The sequence below is a fragment of the Methanohalobium evestigatum Z-7303 genome (assembly GCF_000196655.1).
Taxonomy (GTDB): domain Archaea; phylum Halobacteriota; class Methanosarcinia; order Methanosarcinales; family Methanosarcinaceae; genus Methanohalobium; species Methanohalobium evestigatum.
Genome location: NC_014253.1, coordinates 1,627,418 through 1,645,594 on the forward strand (window position 1 = coordinate 1,627,418; position 18,177 = coordinate 1,645,594).

21 protein-coding genes are annotated in these 18,177 nt (G+C 36.5%); 12 read left to right on the forward strand and 9 right to left on the reverse strand.

From position 1 onward, the window contains the following. The 5 genes from METEV_RS08080 to METEV_RS08100 form a co-directional block, all read right to left on the reverse strand. Window positions 1-489: a cupredoxin domain-containing protein gene (locus METEV_RS08080; RefSeq protein WP_013195028.1), complete on the reverse strand. Its 489-nt coding sequence runs from the start codon at window positions 487-489 to the stop codon at window positions 1-3. Window positions 490-542: 53 nt separating this feature from the next. After that, window positions 543-1,589, reverse strand: coding sequence for an MBL fold metallo-hydrolase (locus METEV_RS08085; RefSeq protein WP_013195029.1), 1,047 nt, complete (start codon window positions 1,587-1,589; stop codon window positions 543-545). A 13-nt stretch (window positions 1,590-1,602) separates the two neighbouring features. After that, window positions 1,603-2,835: an MgtC/SapB family protein gene (locus tag METEV_RS08090; protein WP_232216844.1), complete on the reverse strand. Its 1,233-nt coding sequence runs from the start codon at window positions 2,833-2,835 to the stop codon at window positions 1,603-1,605. Window positions 2,836-2,932: 97 nt separating this feature from the next. Continuing rightward, window positions 2,933-3,580: a metallophosphoesterase family protein gene (locus METEV_RS08095; RefSeq protein ID WP_013195031.1), complete on the reverse strand. Its 648-nt coding sequence runs from the start codon at window positions 3,578-3,580 to the stop codon at window positions 2,933-2,935. A gap of 88 nt (window positions 3,581-3,668) precedes the next feature. After that, window positions 3,669-4,397, reverse strand: a complete 729-nt coding sequence (locus tag METEV_RS08100; RefSeq protein ID WP_013195032.1) for a PP2C family protein-serine/threonine phosphatase — start codon at window positions 4,395-4,397, stop codon at window positions 3,669-3,671. 121 nt (window positions 4,398-4,518) lie between these two features. On the opposite strand from METEV_RS08100, the gene METEV_RS08105 reads away from it, so the two are divergent. The 8 genes from METEV_RS08105 to METEV_RS08140 all read left to right on the forward strand — a co-directional run bounded on the left by METEV_RS08105 (window position 4,519) and on the right by METEV_RS08140 (window position 10,270). Then, on the forward strand, window positions 4,519-4,779 hold the full coding sequence (locus tag METEV_RS08105; protein ID WP_332258487.1) for an MM0924 family protein: 261 nt from the start codon (window positions 4,519-4,521) through the stop codon (window positions 4,777-4,779). A 103-nt stretch (window positions 4,780-4,882) separates the two neighbouring features. Continuing rightward, window positions 4,883-6,073 (forward strand): RNA-guided endonuclease InsQ/TnpB family protein, encoded by a 1,191-nt coding sequence (locus METEV_RS08110; RefSeq protein WP_013195034.1) that lies wholly within the window; start codon window positions 4,883-4,885, stop codon window positions 6,071-6,073. 125 nt (window positions 6,074-6,198) lie between these two features. Beyond that, window positions 6,199-6,798 (forward strand): tRNA (pseudouridine(54)-N(1))-methyltransferase TrmY, encoded by a 600-nt coding sequence (gene trmY, locus METEV_RS08115; protein ID WP_013195035.1) that lies wholly within the window; start codon window positions 6,199-6,201, stop codon window positions 6,796-6,798. Between the two features lie 67 nt (window positions 6,799-6,865). Further along, entirely contained in the window at window positions 6,866-8,158 is a 1,293-nt protein-coding gene (locus METEV_RS08120) for a tRNA pseudouridine(54/55) synthase Pus10 (protein WP_013195036.1), read from the forward strand. 14 nt (window positions 8,159-8,172) lie between these two features. Further along, the gene (locus METEV_RS08125; RefSeq protein WP_013195037.1) at window positions 8,173-8,469 is read left to right on the forward strand and encodes a 50S ribosomal protein L21e; all 297 of its coding nucleotides are present in this window, start codon (window positions 8,173-8,175) and stop codon (window positions 8,467-8,469) included. A gap of 138 nt (window positions 8,470-8,607) precedes the next feature. Then, on the forward strand, window positions 8,608-8,961 hold the full coding sequence (locus METEV_RS08130) for an RNA polymerase Rpb4 family protein (protein WP_013195038.1): 354 nt from the start codon (window positions 8,608-8,610) through the stop codon (window positions 8,959-8,961). Window positions 8,962-9,041: 80 nt separating this feature from the next. Then, the gene (locus METEV_RS08135; protein ID WP_013195039.1) at window positions 9,042-9,644 is read left to right on the forward strand and encodes a DUF655 domain-containing protein; all 603 of its coding nucleotides are present in this window, start codon (window positions 9,042-9,044) and stop codon (window positions 9,642-9,644) included. Between the two features lie 215 nt (window positions 9,645-9,859). Further along, window positions 9,860-10,270 carry a PAS domain S-box protein gene (locus tag METEV_RS08140; protein ID WP_013195040.1) on the forward strand — a complete coding sequence of 137 codons (411 nt, stop codon included), beginning with the start codon at window positions 9,860-9,862 and terminating at the stop codon, window positions 10,268-10,270. On the opposite strand, the gene METEV_RS08145 is transcribed toward METEV_RS08140, so the two are convergent. Beyond that, on the reverse strand, window positions 10,253-11,338 hold the full coding sequence (locus METEV_RS08145; protein WP_049891146.1) for an RNA-guided endonuclease InsQ/TnpB family protein: 1,086 nt from the start codon (window positions 11,336-11,338) through the stop codon (window positions 10,253-10,255). The genes METEV_RS08140 and METEV_RS08145 overlap by 18 nt on opposite strands. Window positions 11,339-11,549: 211 nt before the next feature. Between METEV_RS08145 and METEV_RS08150 the strand changes: the two genes are divergently transcribed. The 4 genes from METEV_RS08150 to METEV_RS08165 all read left to right on the forward strand — a co-directional run bounded on the left by METEV_RS08150 (window position 11,550) and on the right by METEV_RS08165 (window position 14,043). Further along, complete coding sequence (locus METEV_RS08150) at window positions 11,550-11,897, forward strand: PAS domain S-box protein (RefSeq protein WP_049891148.1); 348 nt, start codon at window positions 11,550-11,552, stop codon at window positions 11,895-11,897. A gap of 10 nt (window positions 11,898-11,907) precedes the next feature. After that, window positions 11,908-12,531, forward strand: coding sequence for a methanogen output domain 1-containing protein (locus METEV_RS08155; protein WP_269634959.1), 624 nt, complete (start codon window positions 11,908-11,910; stop codon window positions 12,529-12,531). Between the two features lie 94 nt (window positions 12,532-12,625). Next, on the forward strand, window positions 12,626-13,435 hold the full coding sequence (rsmA, locus tag METEV_RS08160) for a 16S rRNA (adenine(1518)-N(6)/adenine(1519)-N(6))-dimethyltransferase RsmA (protein WP_013195042.1): 810 nt from the start codon (window positions 12,626-12,628) through the stop codon (window positions 13,433-13,435). 5 nt (window positions 13,436-13,440) lie between these two features. Beyond that, a complete protein-coding gene (locus tag METEV_RS08165) occupies window positions 13,441-14,043 on the forward strand; it encodes a HemK2/MTQ2 family protein methyltransferase (RefSeq protein WP_013195043.1) in 603 nt (200 codons plus the stop codon). A 13-nt stretch (window positions 14,044-14,056) separates the two neighbouring features. Here METEV_RS08165 and METEV_RS08170 read toward each other — a convergent pair whose 3' ends face one another. The 3 genes from METEV_RS08170 to METEV_RS08180 all read right to left on the reverse strand — a co-directional run bounded on the left by METEV_RS08170 (window position 14,057) and on the right by METEV_RS08180 (window position 18,057). Further along, window positions 14,057-15,301, reverse strand: a complete 1,245-nt coding sequence (locus tag METEV_RS08170; protein ID WP_013195044.1) for an RNA-guided endonuclease InsQ/TnpB family protein — start codon at window positions 15,299-15,301, stop codon at window positions 14,057-14,059. Between the two features lie 168 nt (window positions 15,302-15,469). Beyond that, a complete protein-coding gene (locus METEV_RS08175; protein WP_013195045.1) occupies window positions 15,470-16,330 on the reverse strand; it encodes a 2-oxoacid:ferredoxin oxidoreductase subunit beta in 861 nt (286 codons plus the stop codon). Continuing rightward, a complete protein-coding gene (locus tag METEV_RS08180; protein WP_013195046.1) occupies window positions 16,330-18,057 on the reverse strand; it encodes a 2-oxoacid:acceptor oxidoreductase subunit alpha in 1,728 nt (575 codons plus the stop codon). The genes METEV_RS08175 and METEV_RS08180 overlap by 1 nt, the downstream gene beginning before the upstream one ends. Window positions 18,058-18,177: the final 120 nt, after the last annotated feature.

Here is an 18,177-nt window from a genome sequence, read left to right on the forward strand (position 1 = left end):
TTATTTTACTGTAATGGTTCCGCTCATCCTCTGTGAAAATGGTCTAACACTGAAATTGTACGTACCTGTTTCATTGAAAGTGTATTTGAACGTTTGTCTGTAAACTATAGTGGTGTTTTCCCAAAGTCTATCTTCACTTACAAGTGTAAACGGTCTTTTCGGATCATTCTGGAAATTTTGCCAGACCACAGTGTCACCTTTGTTAATTTCAACTTCTGAAGGCAATGACGCATAATTCTGTAATCTTATCAATACAGATTCTGGATCTTTAACCGGTGTCTCATTTGCAGTTTCATTGACATCAGGTGTCACATTAACATCTGTATCATTATCTTCAGGAGGAGTCATGTTGTTTTTTGAATTATTATCAACCGGTGTCGTACCCCCATCTGTTTCATTATCATCCGGAACAACTTCTCCATTTTCCACACATCCTGCAAATATAAGAGGTATTAAAACCAATATAATAACAATAATTTTAGGCTTCATGTTTACTCCAAAATATTAATGATTTTGAAAATTAATAACTTTATTGATTAAGTTCAAGTATTTTTCTCCAGTACAGGAATATCACCGTTATATTCAGCCGCCGTCAGAATTTGTACCTCTCTTTTCTTAGCAGCTTCCCATACACTGGATGTATGCTCTTTGTAAGATGAATCACGCAGAAGATGGTGGTCATATATCATTATATCAAGGTCGCAGTTTTTAATTATATCCACCGCATTATCTACACTGCGCTTTAAATCTGTATTACTTAACATATATCCAAGAAGATATGTTGCTGGTCCATCAAGTATTAATATATCTGGATTTTCGTTGATTATCCACTGTGCATAGTCCTCTATAATCGGTCCCTGTAAATCCGAAGTATAGAGCAACTTGGTATCACGGTATTCCACAATCGTAGATATTAGCCATCCTGTCTTTGAGTATTCTACACCATGAAATAGCGGCTCGCTGAACCTTACTTTGGTATCACCTTTCTGAAAACCGCTACCGTCTGCAAAATTGACAGCATCAGATTTTACATTTATCCAGTTTGTCTTAGACCATTGACTACTTAATTTTGAAAACCATTTACTACCTTTTAAAATAAAATCCTCATTTGCCTGCTGATCTCTATAATTTTTGTTTTTTAAGGTTTCAAGTTCATCGAAGGGGTCTTTGAAACTGGTTTTTTTAGGTTTGGTATACTGTATCTGGTATTTTTCGATTTTACCCAGCCATTTCAGAAACTTTCTTGCACGTTCCCATTGTGAATAATTAATCCATTGATTGGGGTCTTTTACCCAGAGGTTTTTGCCTTGATAGAGATACCTGGAATTATCATCAACCATTAGATGGTCGTAGTGATAGTGGCTTATAACAACATGTTCTGCATATTTTGAAGCTTTCATAACACTTTCTTTTGCCTGGTTAAGATAATCCGATTTAGCAAACTCCGAAATCGGAAAAGTTTTGTGCATTATTGCAGCACCTGGATCGATTATTAAACTCGTATCTGGTGTTGTTACCAGTGTACAGGTAGATTTTGCCCCCATTGAATCAAACCATACCGGTATAAATTTTATATAACTATTATACATAAGTTATCCCTGTTTAGAATGTAAAACCTGATACCCGCAGATAAACAGCCCATATTACAAGTGCAACAAACCCCACCATCACAAGTAAAACATAAGTATACTTGGATATATCAAACAACTGCTTTGTACCTGAAAGATTAATAAGGATATTTTTGTTCAATGTACTGATAATACTTGCTATTACAGCGGTTTCTGCTGCTGTTGTAAAAGATATACCTCCGTTAACAGCAAGTGTGGTTACAGAAACAGTTACCGCCGCACTGCTGACAAGACCACCGATAGCAGTTGCATAAATTCCTGTTGCTCCTGCAATATCATTTGCAAATTTGGCTACTATTAACAGTATTGTAAACCCTGCACCGAATTTAAAAGCCGGACCCAGTGCAAACGGTGAACTTAATTCTAAATGTTCATCCACGGATTTGATATTCTTTCTTTTTGATAACGTTGTAAATGAAGATACACCAATTATAGCAAGATGGGGCGGCAGCATTAACAATGCAGTCCTTCCGCTTGGGTCAACTATAACCGCTATTATTATGTTTCTTACAAGCATTGCTGTATTGGATAGCAGAATACCTATATAGCTAACATCTAATAAAGCAGGTTTATGCTTTGCTATTGAAGCAAATGCTCCAGCTGAAGCTTCACTATTGACAAATCCGCTTAAAATACCCGAATAATAAACACCTCCATGAGTTCCAAATTTTTTCAGAAATACATAACTGATAAAACTGATTGCTGACACGAGTACAACTATTAAAATTGCAGATTTCAGATTCAATACACCAAAAACAGGCTGGTCGGGTACAAGTGGATACAAGATAAATGCCACTGCCAGAAAATGAACAGCACTTAAAATGTCGTCCTCTGAAAGATTTTCCGCGAAAGAGTGAAGCGGTTTTTTCTCAATAAGTAAAAATGTAATTACTACCGCACCAACTATTGCAAAAAGAAAGTATCCTTTGGCAACCAGTATTCCAAGTATATATGTACTAAAAAGTGCTATCGGACTGGTTAAACCGTAATGGTTGAAAATGATGTTTTTTGCATAGGCCAAAAAGATACATAACAGTGCAAAAAAAGCAGTTGTAATAAGCAAAAATTCCAAACCGACAATCTCTGCTACATATATTGAGAGCATACCTGTTATACTGGTTATAGCAAATGTACGTACACCTGCAAATACCTCACGGTATTTCCTTCGATGTTCGCGTTCGATTCCCACAAGGATTCCTATTAACAACGAAAGTAAAAGTTTCTGGAGAAAATCCAGTAACTGTGGGTCGATAGCAAACTCCTGTATCCATTCCGTAGTAAATTTACCTCCTGATTGTGCATACTTATGCCTTTATAATCTGAACATCTATTTTTGGGGTGGTTTTTTTGTTTATATTAATTAATGCACCATAACCATCAGAAGCCATGCCGGGATTTACTATAACTGACTTTCCGTGTTCCATTACACCCCTTGCTTCATGGATATGACCGCAAACAACAAGATCCACTTTGTCCATGAATTTTATAATTGATTTGCAACCTACATTTCCTGCAGAAACTTCATCCAGTGTGCAATATGGAGGTGCATGTGTAAGTAATACTGTGATATTACCAGATTCTTCTGCACTGTTTACCAGATTTTCCAGGTGCTTTTCAATTTCTTCTTCTTCGAGTTCAAAGGGTGTATTAAATGGTGTAGGATTTGAACCTCCAAAACCGATGAAAGTTACATCATCTCTGGTTACAGTGGTATTGTGAAGATTCACATCCAGCCTGTCAAGTACATCAGGAAGAGATACGGGGTCACAGTTACCGGGTACTGCCAGAACCGGTGCTTCAAACATGCCAACCAATTCTTCAGCCTTTTCATCAGGTCCAAAATTTGTAAGGTCTCCAGCAATCAATATAAGGTCTATATCCCCAGATTTTTGCAAAAGTGGTTCTATTTTTGAATAATTCCCATGAGGGTCAGTAATTGCAAGTATTCTCATAATTCCACACTCTTTATTTTTGGCACACTCCAAACAGTTAGAAGCACTTAAAGGTATATTTGCAGTTATGCAGCCATATTATATAATTTCAGGGTTTGTATACAACAATTGTAACGTTATCTGTGGTTGTTTCAAGAGATTTTTTATACAGGTATTTAACGATTTCAGAAGGTTTTTGATAGGCTACACTTTCAACCAGCACAGATTTACCAACATGGTCATGTAACCCGTCACTGCTTAATACAAGTATTTCTTCTTCATCAATCTCTGTTTCATACGCATCAACATCAAATTGGTTTCCCATTGAGTGGGTTACAATATGGCTCATCGGATGATATCTGGCAGTTTCCTCATCTATCATACCCCTATCAAGGAGTCTCTGCACCATTGAATGGTCTTTTGTTCTGAATTTTATACCAGTTCCTACTACAGTGGCTCTACTATCACCGGTATTTGCTATTATTGCTTTGTTACCCCTCACAAACGCGGAAACAAGTGTTGTCCCCAACCCCTGTTTATCACCTACTGATGCCTGAATAACCTCATCATTGATACGTTCATGGCAATTACAAAGCAAGTCTTTTATCTGTTCATCATCCATATCTTCTGAGTACTGTTCCTTGAAAAACTCTTCCAGTTTCATAACTGCAATACCTGACGCTACATCTCCTGCAGCATGTCCTCCAAGACCGTCTGCTACTGCGAGGAGATAAGCATCATCAATTTTCATCATTAAGCAATTGTCTTCGTTATGGTCCCTGTTTCCAGCATCGGTAATTCCGGAAACATTACCATTAAGTGTTGTCAGATTACCCATATGTACTCCCTCTGTTATTATAGTTAGTATATTGTAATATCATTTATTGTGCTGTTACATAAATTTATAACAACTGAAAGCATACAAATCTATTAAAGGAGGGAGTGCCACGGAATCGTTTATAAAAGACAACCTCATGAATAAAAAGGTTGATATCTATTGTGGAGGACCCGATTATTTTAGAGGTACGATAGTTGACTGCACCGATGGTGTAATTACTCTTGAATGGAATATAAAAGAAATAGGATATGAACACGTAATCCCCCAGACAGTAACAAAATACGATATAAGCCCCAGTGAATGGGAGATAAAGGAAGAAGGATACACATATATAATGGTAGATAAAATTCTAGCAATCTGGGAAGTAGATCAGCAGATTTAAACCGGCTAAGCAATCAGTTTTAAATATAGTATACTTTATAAGTAAAAAATATAAGAATTGATAACAGAAAATATAATCAATTATATTTATCATGGAGATTGTTATGGTAAAAAGAACCGAAACGATATACCTAAATTATGATAAAAACCTTAGCTGGTTGTGTCATATTTCCAAGAATTTATACAACCAGGCAAACTTCATAGTTAAACAATCTCTAAATGATGAAGGTGATTGGGTAAGATACGAAGAACTAAATAAACAGTTAAAAGGTACTGAAAATTATTCTGTTTTACCCACACAAACAGCACAACAGACACTAAAACTGATGGATAAAAACTGGAAATCTTTCTTCCAATCAATTAAAGACTGGAAAAAGAACCCAGAAAATTACTATTCAAAACCCAACCCACCAAAATATAAAAAGAAAAATGGCGAAAATATTCTTACTTTCACAAACCAACAGTGTAAGATAAAAAACGGAGTCCTCAAGTTACCGAAGATAACAAACCTGCAAGTAGAAACTCGTCTTACAGATGGCACTAAACTAAATCAAGTTCGAATTATTCCTATGGGTGTTGGTTATAAGTGTGAAATTGTTTACGAGAAGGATTTAGAAACACCAGATCTAAACGAAGAAAACATCGCCAGTATCGACTTGGGAATTAATAATATCGTCACTATGGTGAATAACATCGGTGAAAAACCGATTGTTATTAAGGGCGGAGTCGCAAAATCAATAAACCAGTTCTACAACAAAAAAGCTGGAAAACTAAAATCCATTTATGATAAATTAGGCATCAAAAACAGCAAAAAACTAAAAAAACTATACCATAAATATAAAATGAAAATCAATGACTTCTTCCATAAAGCAAGTAAAAGGATTGTTGATTTTTGTGTCAAATACAACATCGGCACACTAGTCATTGGGTATAACGAAGGGTGGAAGCAAGAAGTGTATATGGGTAAGCGCAACAACCAAAAGTTTACACAGATTCCATTTCATAGACTTCTTGAACAACTAAAATACAAAGCCGAAGATGTTGGATTGAAAGTAATTGAGCAAGAAGAATCCTATACATCGAAGTGTTCGTTCCTCGATGGTGAACCAGTTGTGAGAAGGACTTCTTATCTTGGTAAAAGAATTAAAAGAGGACTTTTCCGATCATCTAACGGCACTATAATCAATGCCGATGTAAATGGTGCCTATAATATTATGAAGAAAGCAATCCCTGATTTAGATGGGATAGAGGGTGTAGCGTTACACCCGGTGAGTATATCTCACGAATGTAATTGATAATAATAATTGTTAGTTAATGTTACTAAGTTTATCAATTACAATGACGTACTCTACTGCAAAACAAAGAAAACATAATATTACTTAAAAACAAAACTGAGTTAACTGGCTTAGTGAGGATACATATGCGAGATTTTATAATAATAGGTCATAAAGCATCAACATCAAGCGACTTTTCACTTAATGATTTACCGGGTTCTGCAGGACGAATGGACATATTATGCAGATGTATAAATTCTGCATTCTTCCTTTCCCATGACATCAGAAATGATGTACAGGTGCACCTTTTGTTGTTGGGCGAACCTGAACCGGGTAAAATAATACGTTTCAACGGTGAAAATATAAAACATCTGAATCCTGATGAAAGAAGCAGTGCCGCATTAATAAAAAAGGCACTTGAGAAAGATGCAGGAGAATCTGAAATCCAGTCTACACCCGGTGTATGGATACGCCAGGGCAGTCTCGAGACTTTAATAAATGAATTTTATAATCAGGGAAAAACCCTTGCCTACCTTCGTGAGGGTGGAGATGATATAAGAACTACTGCAGGTTCATTAAATGATGCGGTTTTTTTCTTAGGAGACCACATTGGAGTTACAGAGAAAGAAGAAGAGATGATAATAAACGCTGGTGCAAAATTAATATCCGTTTCACCTTATTCTATCCATGCTGACCACTGTATACTAATTCTGAACAATGAACTTGACAGAACGCTTGAAAAATAAAACATATGCATAATTTCAAAATTAATAAAAATTACAACGTGTCAAGAATCTATTTTAAGTGACCTATATGAGCCTTATAGAAATTGCCAGAAAGATAATCCAAGAAGGAACTATCTGTGACCACTGTCTCGGACGACAATTTGCTAAACTGTCAACAGGTCTGGGGAATTATGAACGCGGAAAATCAATAAAAACCTATCTTACCATGGAAGGTGACCGCCTGCTCAAAGATGAAAATGATGACAGTCTGTTGAAAGAACTTGCACCTATCAGTCCAATAGCCAGAAAATTGACAGATATAGAACCAGAAAATGAAACATGCTGGGTATGTCTCGGACTTTTCGATAATCTGGAACAGTGGGCAGAGCGTGCTGTTTCGGAAATGGATGCTTTTGAATACGATAACTTCCTTGTTGGCACCAAGATGAGTGGACTTTTAAGCGAAAACGAAGAAATTTTATGGACTGAATCCGGAACTACCTATGCAGAACAATTAAAGTCAGAACTAAACCGTGAGATAGGAAAACGCATCAACGTGATGACAGGAAAAGAAGTAGAATTTGAAAACCCTGATATCGTGGTAATGCTTGACCTTACAAAAGAAGATGTTTTGCTCGAGGTTCGTTCTGTTTATATATACGGTCGCTACCGCAAACTTGTTCGAGGCATACCCCAAACAAGGTGGCCCTGCCGCAGTTGCAGAGGAAAAGGATGTCAAGCATGCGAATACACCGGAAAGCAATACAACGAATCTGTTGATGAACTTATCAGTGAACAGGTGATTAATACACTCCAGTGCATCGATACTAAATTCCATGGATCGGGGCGTGAAGATATTGATGCCCTTATGCTTGGTGATGGGAGACCCTTTGTAATCGAGTCTGTCAGACCCAAATATCGACATTTTGATATCAAAAAGCTGGAAAAAGATATTAATGAATACACAAACGGAAAAGTAGAAATTACAGACCTACAAACCGTATCCAGAGATGTGATTGAATCTCTGAAATCATCTAACGCGGATAAAGTTTATAAACTTAAAGTTACATTCAAAGAGCCAGTTTCAGAGGAAAAACTTAAATCAGCCATTAACAATCTTAAAGGAGTAGATATTGAACAAAGAACTCCTCAACGTGTTTCACACCGACGAGGCGATTTGGTTCGAAAACGTCGTGTACATGATATAGAGTTATCCGAATTAGCCGATAATCATGCAGTAATCACCGTAAATTGTGAAGGCGGACTTTATGTAAAAGAACTGATTTCTGGTGATAACAGGCGTACTGAACCAAACCTGTCAGATATAATCGGTACACAGGCTGATGTTACAGAACTTGATGTTATCAAAGTTAATCTATAAAAAGGAGGACAATTATGCCAAAATCAGAAGGTGAAAGATGCTCCACACGAAGTAAACTAAGAAAAAGTGTGCGTGAGAAAGGACTTTCTCCAGTGAGCAAAGCAATACAAAAATTTGAAAATGGACAGATGGTCCATATCGATATAGACCCCAGTGTTCAGAAAGGCATGCCAAACCCCAGATTCCAGGGTAAAACAGGAAAAGTTATAGGACAACGTGGAAGAGCTTACCTTTTGCAGGTAAGAGATATGGATTCATTAAAACAGGTAATATCTCTACCAGAACATCTAAAACCACAGAAGCAGAATTAAATGTATTATTTACTTTTAGGTAAATAATATATTTTTATATCAACAGATATATTTATCTGATAGGTAGTCAATCTGGTAGTAATCAGTCCAGATTACGTTAAATCTATCCGAATTTAAATTTTAACAGAGTGTATCTCAATGATAGTCAAAGAAGTCCTGGATGAAGAGTTGATGACACTGGCTGAAGTAAAAGAAAGCCTCAATGAAATCATGGAAGAGCGTAGTGAGCGTGGGGAAGAACTTGGGTACGAACTAAGAAAATCAATAAACCATGCTGATATTTTTTCAAAAATAAGCGCGGAAAAATCAAGGGAACTGGTTAACAATCTGCTGGAACTGGAGAAAATGAAACCAGAAATAGCTGTCAAAATAGCTGATATTCTGCCAGAAACAAGGGATGAATTAAGAGCTATATATTCAAAAGAGAGATACACTTTATCAGAACAGGAACTCGATGAAATTTTAAATACTGTCAACGAGTCTCTGGAATAAAGCTAAAAATTAACACTCATAAAATCCTTATTGGGATATTGAGTGGTATATACACGATGTAGAGTTACCGGTGGGTATATATGAAAAAAAGGGGAAAACCGAAACAAAAAGAAGATTATGCATGGGTTCTTGATTATTTGCCCTATGGAAACCCTAACGATACCAGACCTGCTCATCAGAAGAAACCCCTTTTGCAGGGAATAGGAGACAGGTATTTTGTATTGATGGAAATGGTTCCCAAAGAAGGTGTTTCCCCGGAAATACAGTCCCGTGTTTATATTGGCGATGGAGAACGAAAGATTGTTGACCACGTCAAACACAGAATAAGTTATGATGACTTAAGTCATGGCGCACAGCTTGAACTTCCTTATGTACTTGAAAAAACTGTACAGGAGCAGGAAGACAGGTTTGTCAAATTCTTTAATGATGCACACCCAATAACCACCAGACTTCATATGCTTGAACTTCTTCCAGGTATCGGCAAAAAACTGATGTGGGCAATAATTGATGAAAAGAAAAAAGGTAACTTCAAGGATTTTACCGATTTAAATGACAGAGTTAGTGGTGTCCATCATCCGGTAAGGATTATTGCAAAGCGGATTGAAGAAGAATTAAAAGATGATAATATCAAATATCGGTTATTTACAGCCGAACCACATCATCCAAAAAAGAAAGAAGAATAATCTTTACATTAAAACTTATTATCGGTCAATTCCGATATTTTTACCTTTTTTAGTATAAATATCCAGCAAAATGGATTCTATTTTTAACCAGCAATTTTTTGATAGTTCTAACCAGATATTTATCTTATTTTATAAAAAACAGAGAATTAATTTATATGCAAGATGGTTAAAAGAATATTTTTATTAAAAATTTTCTTTAACCATTGAAGGATAACATGCCAGATGAAAAAGGTGACCAGCAATATAATGATTTTTTTAACCTTTTTAATAGTATAAATGATGCTACTTTTGTACATGACCTAAAAGGTAATTTTTTAGAAATTAATGATACTGCTGCTTCCAGATTGGGGTATTCAAAAGATGAGTTGCTTTCAATGGGACCTCAAAACATTGATTCCCCAGAATATGCAGAAAAAATCGCGGATAAGATTAAAAAAATAAACAAACACAAGGAATTAACATTTGAATCTGTTCATATAACAAAAAATGGTGAAAGAATTCCTGTTGAAATCAATTCCAAAATTATCCATTACAGAAACCAGCTTGCAATATTGAGTATAGCACGTCAGCTACTAACCGCTAAAGCGGTTAGCTTGTCCTTCCATCTCTTAACTAATAGAAGCTAAGCGGAGGACATTAGGAAGGCTGACAGCTCCCCTGTGCGCAATGTTCTTCGAAGCATTGTAGTCAGCGTTCTCTCTATGACCGCATCTCTTGCACCTGAAGTTAGACTGTTTCTGGCGGTTATTTTTATCGATGTACCCGCACTCAGAACACTGCTGCGAAGTATACATCGGGTTGATAATCACGACAGGTACTCCTTCCAGTTTTGCTTTGTATAATATAAAATCGGTCAATTCAGAGAACGCCCATTTACCTAACCTATCTTTCTGCGCTTTAGTAACCGTAGCTTCCGGACGAAAACCGTTGAGGTTTTCCAGTGCAATAGCCCGGGAAGTGTCTTTAGCGCGTTTAACCAGTTGTTTGGCAACCCGGTGATTCAAGTCACGTTTGAACCGGCGTTCCTTTTTGGATAATTTCTTGAGGTGCTTTTTGGCGGACCATGTTCCAGCTGACTGCAACCTTGATTTTAGACTGGTATATCGCTCTCGTATCTCATCGGCTTTTGTGCCTTTGTAAACTTCGTTATCAGAAATGGTTGCTATATTAACAACACCAAGGTCTATTCCCATGACATCATCGTTATATTCAACCTCGTTTTCACCCACTTCCATCACAAGCATCAGGTAAAAATTATTATCTTCGTAAATCAGGTCTGTTTGACCTCGGATTTTACTTATGTCAAAAGGTCTATAATCACCATAAGAGATGCTAATCTTCTCACGCCCATCTAGAGTAAGTATGGAAACCATATCGTTTCCCTTGAACGACAGTACCCTCTGGTCGTAGACCACAGCTCCTCTTCTATCGAATTTGTGCATGGTTTTTCTGTCGTTGCTGTAGCTTTCAGCTACTTTACCGATTGCTCTAACAGTCAATTGAGCAGACAGAGTGAATTTTTGCCTGATGTCATAATAAGTCAGTTTCTGAATCCCGGTTTTACCGAATTTCTTGTTGTACCATGCAGCCTCAGAAGCATAGTTGCAGGCCTCATTGAACTTCTCCATAGTTGTCAATAGTTTATCGCGTTGTTCTCTATCGGGATTCAGTTTGACTTTCAATGTCAGGTACATGCTATCTACAAATATGTTATACATATATAAACTAATTATGAATCAGAGATGATGTTTTTGATTCATTAATGGTTTATTTAATAATTAGACGCATTCCTCACTCTTTAAACTAAGTTTAAAGATATCTTTAAATCATTGATTTAAAGAGAACAGTTTAAACTGTTGGCTTCCTGCTCCATTTCTCGTGAATGGATTAAAGATGAGCTGAATCATGTCAAAAAAAAATGGTGATATCATCCATATGGAAGTAAATGCAGGTCTGGTGGATCTGGACGGTCACAAATATATACTCGCTATTGAAAGAGATATCACCGAACGCAAGAAAATAGAATACGATTTAAAAAGAACCGAAAATAAATACCGTACTATTTTTGAAACAACCGGTGCCACAACTGCAACTGCATCTGAAGACACTACTGTACAACTGGTAAACAAAGAATTTGAAAGGCTTTCAGGTTATTCGAAACAGGAAATAGAAGGTCAAAAAAGCTGGACGGAGTTTATATCAAGACATGACCTTGAGCATCTTTATATAGACATAAAAAACACTGATAGATAACCCGGAATCCATTCCTGATAAGAATGAATTCAAGTTTATTGACAAGGATGGAAACCAAAAAGATGTGAGTATGGTAATTAACTCCATGCCGGAAGAAAAAACGATTGTAGCATCACTTCTGGATATTACAGAGAGAAAAAATCTGGAAAATGCTCTTAGAAAAGAACGTGACCAGCTGGAAAAACAGAATCAGGTTAGAAGTATATTTACAGGAATCATCCCTACTTTATTAAATGAAAGTCCCAAAGAAAAAAAGAAAATTGTTCTTAAACAGATGCTTGATATGATAGAAAAATGCATGCATCATCAAGAATGTAAGGAAATGACCAAGTTTAAATATGAAAATATTAACAGCGATAATGTAGGTTATATATGCTGTGAAGTGATGAATCAGCTTGGAGGAGAGTTTGCAGTAGATACTTCAGATAAAAGTGATGCTAAATTTGCTGTTAAAAGTACATTGTGTCCATGGGGCACAGAACAGGCGAAGTTAAATCCAATATTGTGCAGGTTAACAAAAGGTATTATATCAAAAGTTGTATCAAACGTTTATGATAACGCAAGGGTTGAAACCTTAAAAACTATGGGCCATGGAGATAATTGTTGTTATTTTGAAGTATATATCCCATACTAAATATAACATAAATAAATCAGCGTTCGAAATCATTAAATACCATACTGTACTCCCAATATTATAATTATCAAATTTTAAATTGCAGTGGTTTAACTTGATTGATTCGTTATTAGATGAATACGGCGTTATAGGAGGAGACCACGACCAGCATTTTCTGGTCGATGACAATTTCCTCAACCAGATTGTAGATTCTGCAGAACTAACCGAAAATGATACCGTTCTTGAAATCGGTGCAGGAATAGGCAATCTTACAGAAAAAATCGCAGAAACAGTTCACAAACTTTATGCTGTAGAACTGGACCCAAATCTGTGTGATATATTAATTGAGCGTTTTGCAGACTATGACAATGTGGAGATTATAGAAGGCGATATTCTTGATATCGAATTACCCGAATTTAATAAAGTGGTTGCAAATTTACCCTATTCGATTTCTTCACATATTACTTTCAAACTTTTAAAGCACGAATTTGAACTTGGGATACTGATGTATCAGTACGAATTTGCCAGAAGAATGGTATCACCGAAAAATTCCAAGGATTACAGTCGATTGACTGTTACTACCAATTTCTTTGCAGATGCCTCTATTATAATGAAAGTTCCACGCTCTGCATTCAAACCGGCTCCAGAAGTTAAATCTGCAGTAGTCAAATTAATACCCAGACCAGCATCCTTTGATGTTGTTGACGAGGATTTTTTCCTCACATTCGTCACAGCAGTATTCGGGCAGAGGCGGAAAAAATTGAGAAACGCCATTCTAAACACCAACAGTAAACTGGGTATTGCAAATGTAAAAGAAGTAGTTAATAAATTACCTGATGAATACATGAACAAACGAGCTGAAAATCTGGAACCTTCAGAACTTGCCTATATAGCAAACCAGCTTTTTAACTTCAAAACTGCTTAATAACCATGGCAAAAATAGAATACAAGTATACAAGGGTACAATTTGTAGACAATGTCTATGAACCTGCTGAGGATACATTCCTTCTAACTGATTCTGCTTTTAACTACATTAAAGACGGTATGAATATACTGGAAATCGGTACAGGTACCGGATTTGTATCAGCCGTTTTAAAAAACAATTTTGAAGTTAATATTGTCTCAACAGAAATAAACCCTGACGCTGCACAATGTGCAAGGTCGAACGATGTGGAAGTTATAAGGACTAATATGTTTGATGGGCTAAAACCCATCCAATGTTTTGACCTTATTCTTTTTAACCCACCTTATCTTCCTACAAGTGATGATGAAAAAGTTCCGGGTTGGATGAACTATGCATATGATGGAGGTGTCGATGGATGCGATGCCATCAGAAATTTTTTGGACAATGTATGCAACTACCTTAAACCGGATGGTAGTATCATGCTTCTTGTTTCATCGTTTTCTGGAATTGATTACATAAAAAAGGTGATGGAATCATACGGATTTGAAGTTTATCCCATCAGCAGGGAAAGATACTTTTTTGAAGAACTGGCTGTACTTTATGGTACACGTGAACTACCGCTGAGCTAAAGACTCAGCGGCTTCAGAAAGAGTTTACTCCGAAGAACCTTATCCTTCTTGGATGGTTCACACATCCACTATCGGTTATCTCTATGAGAGAATCACCGACTACTTTTCTTAATATGTTCAATGCTCCATTGACATCGGCATTGAGTAATTTACCAGTAGAAGACTGGAACAATCCCCTCTTGACTCTTTTACCCATGTATTTTTGATGTTTTTCAATGGGTTCTAATGCAAGTGCATCGGTTTTACTGGTATATGCCTCATCAACTTCTATACAATTGATACCGTAGTACTCACATTTAGACCGAAGTTTCTGTTTGAATTTACCAAAGGGTATAGTTTGAAAAGTCTGGTTATTCTTTTTACCCATGTTGGAGTTCTGTTTTATGTCTTTCAGTTCTCCGATTATGATGTTGCCGATGTTATTATCTATACAGTGTTTAACGATATAGTTAACACTCTGATTCATGAAATCGTTGAGTTTGTTCTTCCTTTTCTCGAACAACCAGTTCAGTTTCTGACCTGATTTAATACCCTGTTTATCATATACAGACTGCAACCCACTTTTGACTTTGTTCCACCAACGGTTATAAGATTTCAAACCCCTGCCTTCTATGATGAAAGCAGTCCCATTGGTATCTACACAGGTTGCGAAATTGTTCACTCCTAAATCAATAGATAGATGTTTATTGTAGTCTAAATCGACTTTTTCACCGATATCCCTGTAAACATACTCTATCTCAAACCATTGTCCGTTATACTTTGGGATTATCCTTACTTCTTTTATGTGTTTACCGGTTATGTTTTCAGGTAACTTAAAGTACAGGTATCTAACACCATAGTTTTTGTAAAATTCTCTACCCATAGACAACCTGATGAATCTTTCATCGATTTTAAACATATCTTTTGGAAAGATACATACAAATTTAGAGTCTTTAGGTAAGTATTCAGGCATCTTTACAGGTCGGTTGTAGTTACCTCTTTTTCTCTCACCCAGAACCCTGAAAAACGATTTCATGTTTCTGTCTACCACTTTCATGGTCTGCTGTGCAACCTGTGAAGGCAGCATTTTGTAATTCTCATTATCTTTTACCAAATGATAAGCGGATTCATGATTGAGGTATTTTGAATTGTCAAAATAGTATTGTCTTGTAGTGTACAGTGTAAAATTGTACAGATTTTTAGACAATTTAGTAATCCTTTTCAGGACTTCATACTTCTGTTTATCCGCTTTGATATGGTTTTTCTGGGTGAGATGTATTTTATTATATATTTTATAATTATTTTATTTAAATGTTACGTTATGTATTAGACGGTTTTCTTCCCTTTGTTTCATTTTGAAGAAATGAAACTCGCATTAAATCTGCGATTTGATGCGATGCTGAAGACATCAGGGTTTTCTACCTTCCGTTATTATAAAATTAAAAATTTATGTAAACCCATCCATTAATTCATCAGCCATTGACGGGTCAGTTTCCTGATCTACAAGAGTTCCAGATTCAAGAACCGGTAGATTGTCCTCAAATGTTGGTTTACCTTCTCTCTTATAAAATACTCCTATGGGTATATTATCTCCCCATTCCATCGATTTTTCAAACGCTTTGGTTTTGTCATCTGGATTATAATCAGTTTCTTCCAGTTTATAGACCCTTTCATTATACCATTTAAATGTATTCAATCTATTAAACGTTACACACGGTTGAAGTACATCAACAAGTGAAAGTCCCTTATGTTCGATAGCCTGTTTGATAATTCCTGAAAGGTGCTTTACATCACCTGCAAAACCTCTGCTTACAAATGTACAATCAAGGGATATGGCAGTTGCCAGTGAATTAAAAGGGGTGTGCATTACTCCATGTTTCTGAACCTTTGTTTTCATTCCTATATCACTTGTGGGAGATGCCTGTCCTTTTGTCAGACCATATATCTGGTTATCATGAACAATTACAGTTATGTTGGGGTTTCTCCTTACTGCATGTATGAAATGGTTACCCCCTTCACCATACATATCGCCATCTCCCCCTACAGCTATAACATTCAGGTCATGGTTGGATACCTTGGCACCTATAGCCGGTGGGATAGCACGTCCATGAAGACCGTTGAACACATTACACCGTAAATAGTGCGGCAGTTTACTGGACTGCCCTATTCCTGATACCATAAGGATTTCATGAGGTGATATATCAAGTCCTGAGAGTGCATTTTTTATCGATGCAAGTATACCAAAATTACCACAACCAGGACACCATTCAATCTCTACTTCATTTTTATAATCGCCTTTAGATGTCATTATAATACTCCCCTGTTATCAAGCTCGTTAACAAGATATGCCGGTGTAAATGGTTTACCATCATATTTCAACACATTATCGGTCATGGAGACTCCTGCCTCCACCTTTAAGATGTTGGAAAATTGACCTGTTGCATTATTTTCAACACATATCAGATTGGAAGTAGTGGCATTTTCCAGTATACTTTCTATGGATGTTGGTAATGGATAAACTTCGTTGAAATGTACAAGGTTTATATCCACCCCTCTACTTCTTAGTATATCCACTGTTTCTGTTAATGGTCCATAGGTAGAACCCCAACCTACAAGGGTTGTTTTCGCAGATTCTGAACCATATATTTCAGGTTCTGATATATCCTCTTTAATCTCATCCAGTTTATTAAGACGTTTTTTATTCATCTTTATACGATTGTCTATGGTCTGGTCAATATGACCATACTCATCATGTTCATCACTATCCGCCACTACAAGTGAACCAAATTTACCCGGCAGTGCTCTGGGAGATATACCTGAAGTTGTGAATTCATAACGTTTGTATTCTTTATCCTGTTCAGCTTTTGAATTTTCTGTCAGTAAATGTTTGTTGATTCTAATTTTTGATGTATCGAATTTATCACATGTAAATTCAGAATCTGCAAGATACTGGTCACTCATAATAATAGCAGGTATCTGATAGTTATCAGCCATATTGAACGCTTTCGATGTCAGATAAAATGCATCATCCGGGGTTTTTGGTGCAAATATACATCTTGGAAATTCTCCCTGTGATGCATGAAGTGCAAATTCCAGGTCTCCCTGTTCTGTCATTGTAGGTAAACCAGTTGAAGGTCCGGGTCTCTGTCCCAGAAATATAACAACAGGTGTCTCGGTTTCTCCTGACAGTCCTACAGCTTCAGCCATTAAAGAAAAACCACCTCCAGATGTGGTCACCATTGAACGTGCACCTGCAAATGATGCTCCAAGCGACATGTTCAGTGCTGATATTTCATCTTCCGCCTGCTCTACAGCAACCCCAAATTTATCAGAATTTGAAGAAATGTAGTTTAAAACACCTGTTGAAGGGGTCATTGGGTATGCTGATATGAATTTGATACCAGAAGCAAGAGCTCCAAGTCCTACTGCTTCATTACCTGTTATAAGCATCCTTTTTTGGGATAAACCCGGTGCTTTTAATTCGTAATGACATTTACCCTCATAATTTTCCTGAGCATAATTATAACCCGAACTTGCAGCTTCTATATTTTTATTTACAATTTCTTCTCCTTTCTTGGAAAAGGTATCGTTGAGAACTTGTTTTAATCTGTCAAAGTCATAACATAAAAGCCCAAGTGCCGCTCCTACTGCCACTGTATTGGAATAAATTTTTCCTCCCACATCTTCTGCTAATTTGGTGAATGGTACATGGAAAATGGATTCATCATTATTGTCTATTTTGACCTCGTTTTTATCAACAAGTATAACTCCACCAGATAACTCATCAAAATGCTGGTCTATTGATGCTTTATCAAGAGCTACAAGCATGTTGACATCTTCGGTTATGGCTTTTACAGGATTATCACTTACTCGTGCTTGATAATAATTATGTCCCCCTCTTATTCTGGAAAGGTAAAACTGTGTTCCGAATACATAAAAACCTCCTTTGAGGAAAATTTTTGAAAGTATTTGACCTATCGTCTGCAGTCCCTGACCCGCTTCTCCACCTATCTTGATATTAAAATCAACACTCATTACTGTATTTCTCCCCCTGTATTACTGGTAGATTATCCAAATTAATGATATGTATACCCTTATAAAAAAGGTTCTTTGTAATATTAAAGGCTCAATTTAGCATCCTTTAACAAATAAAAA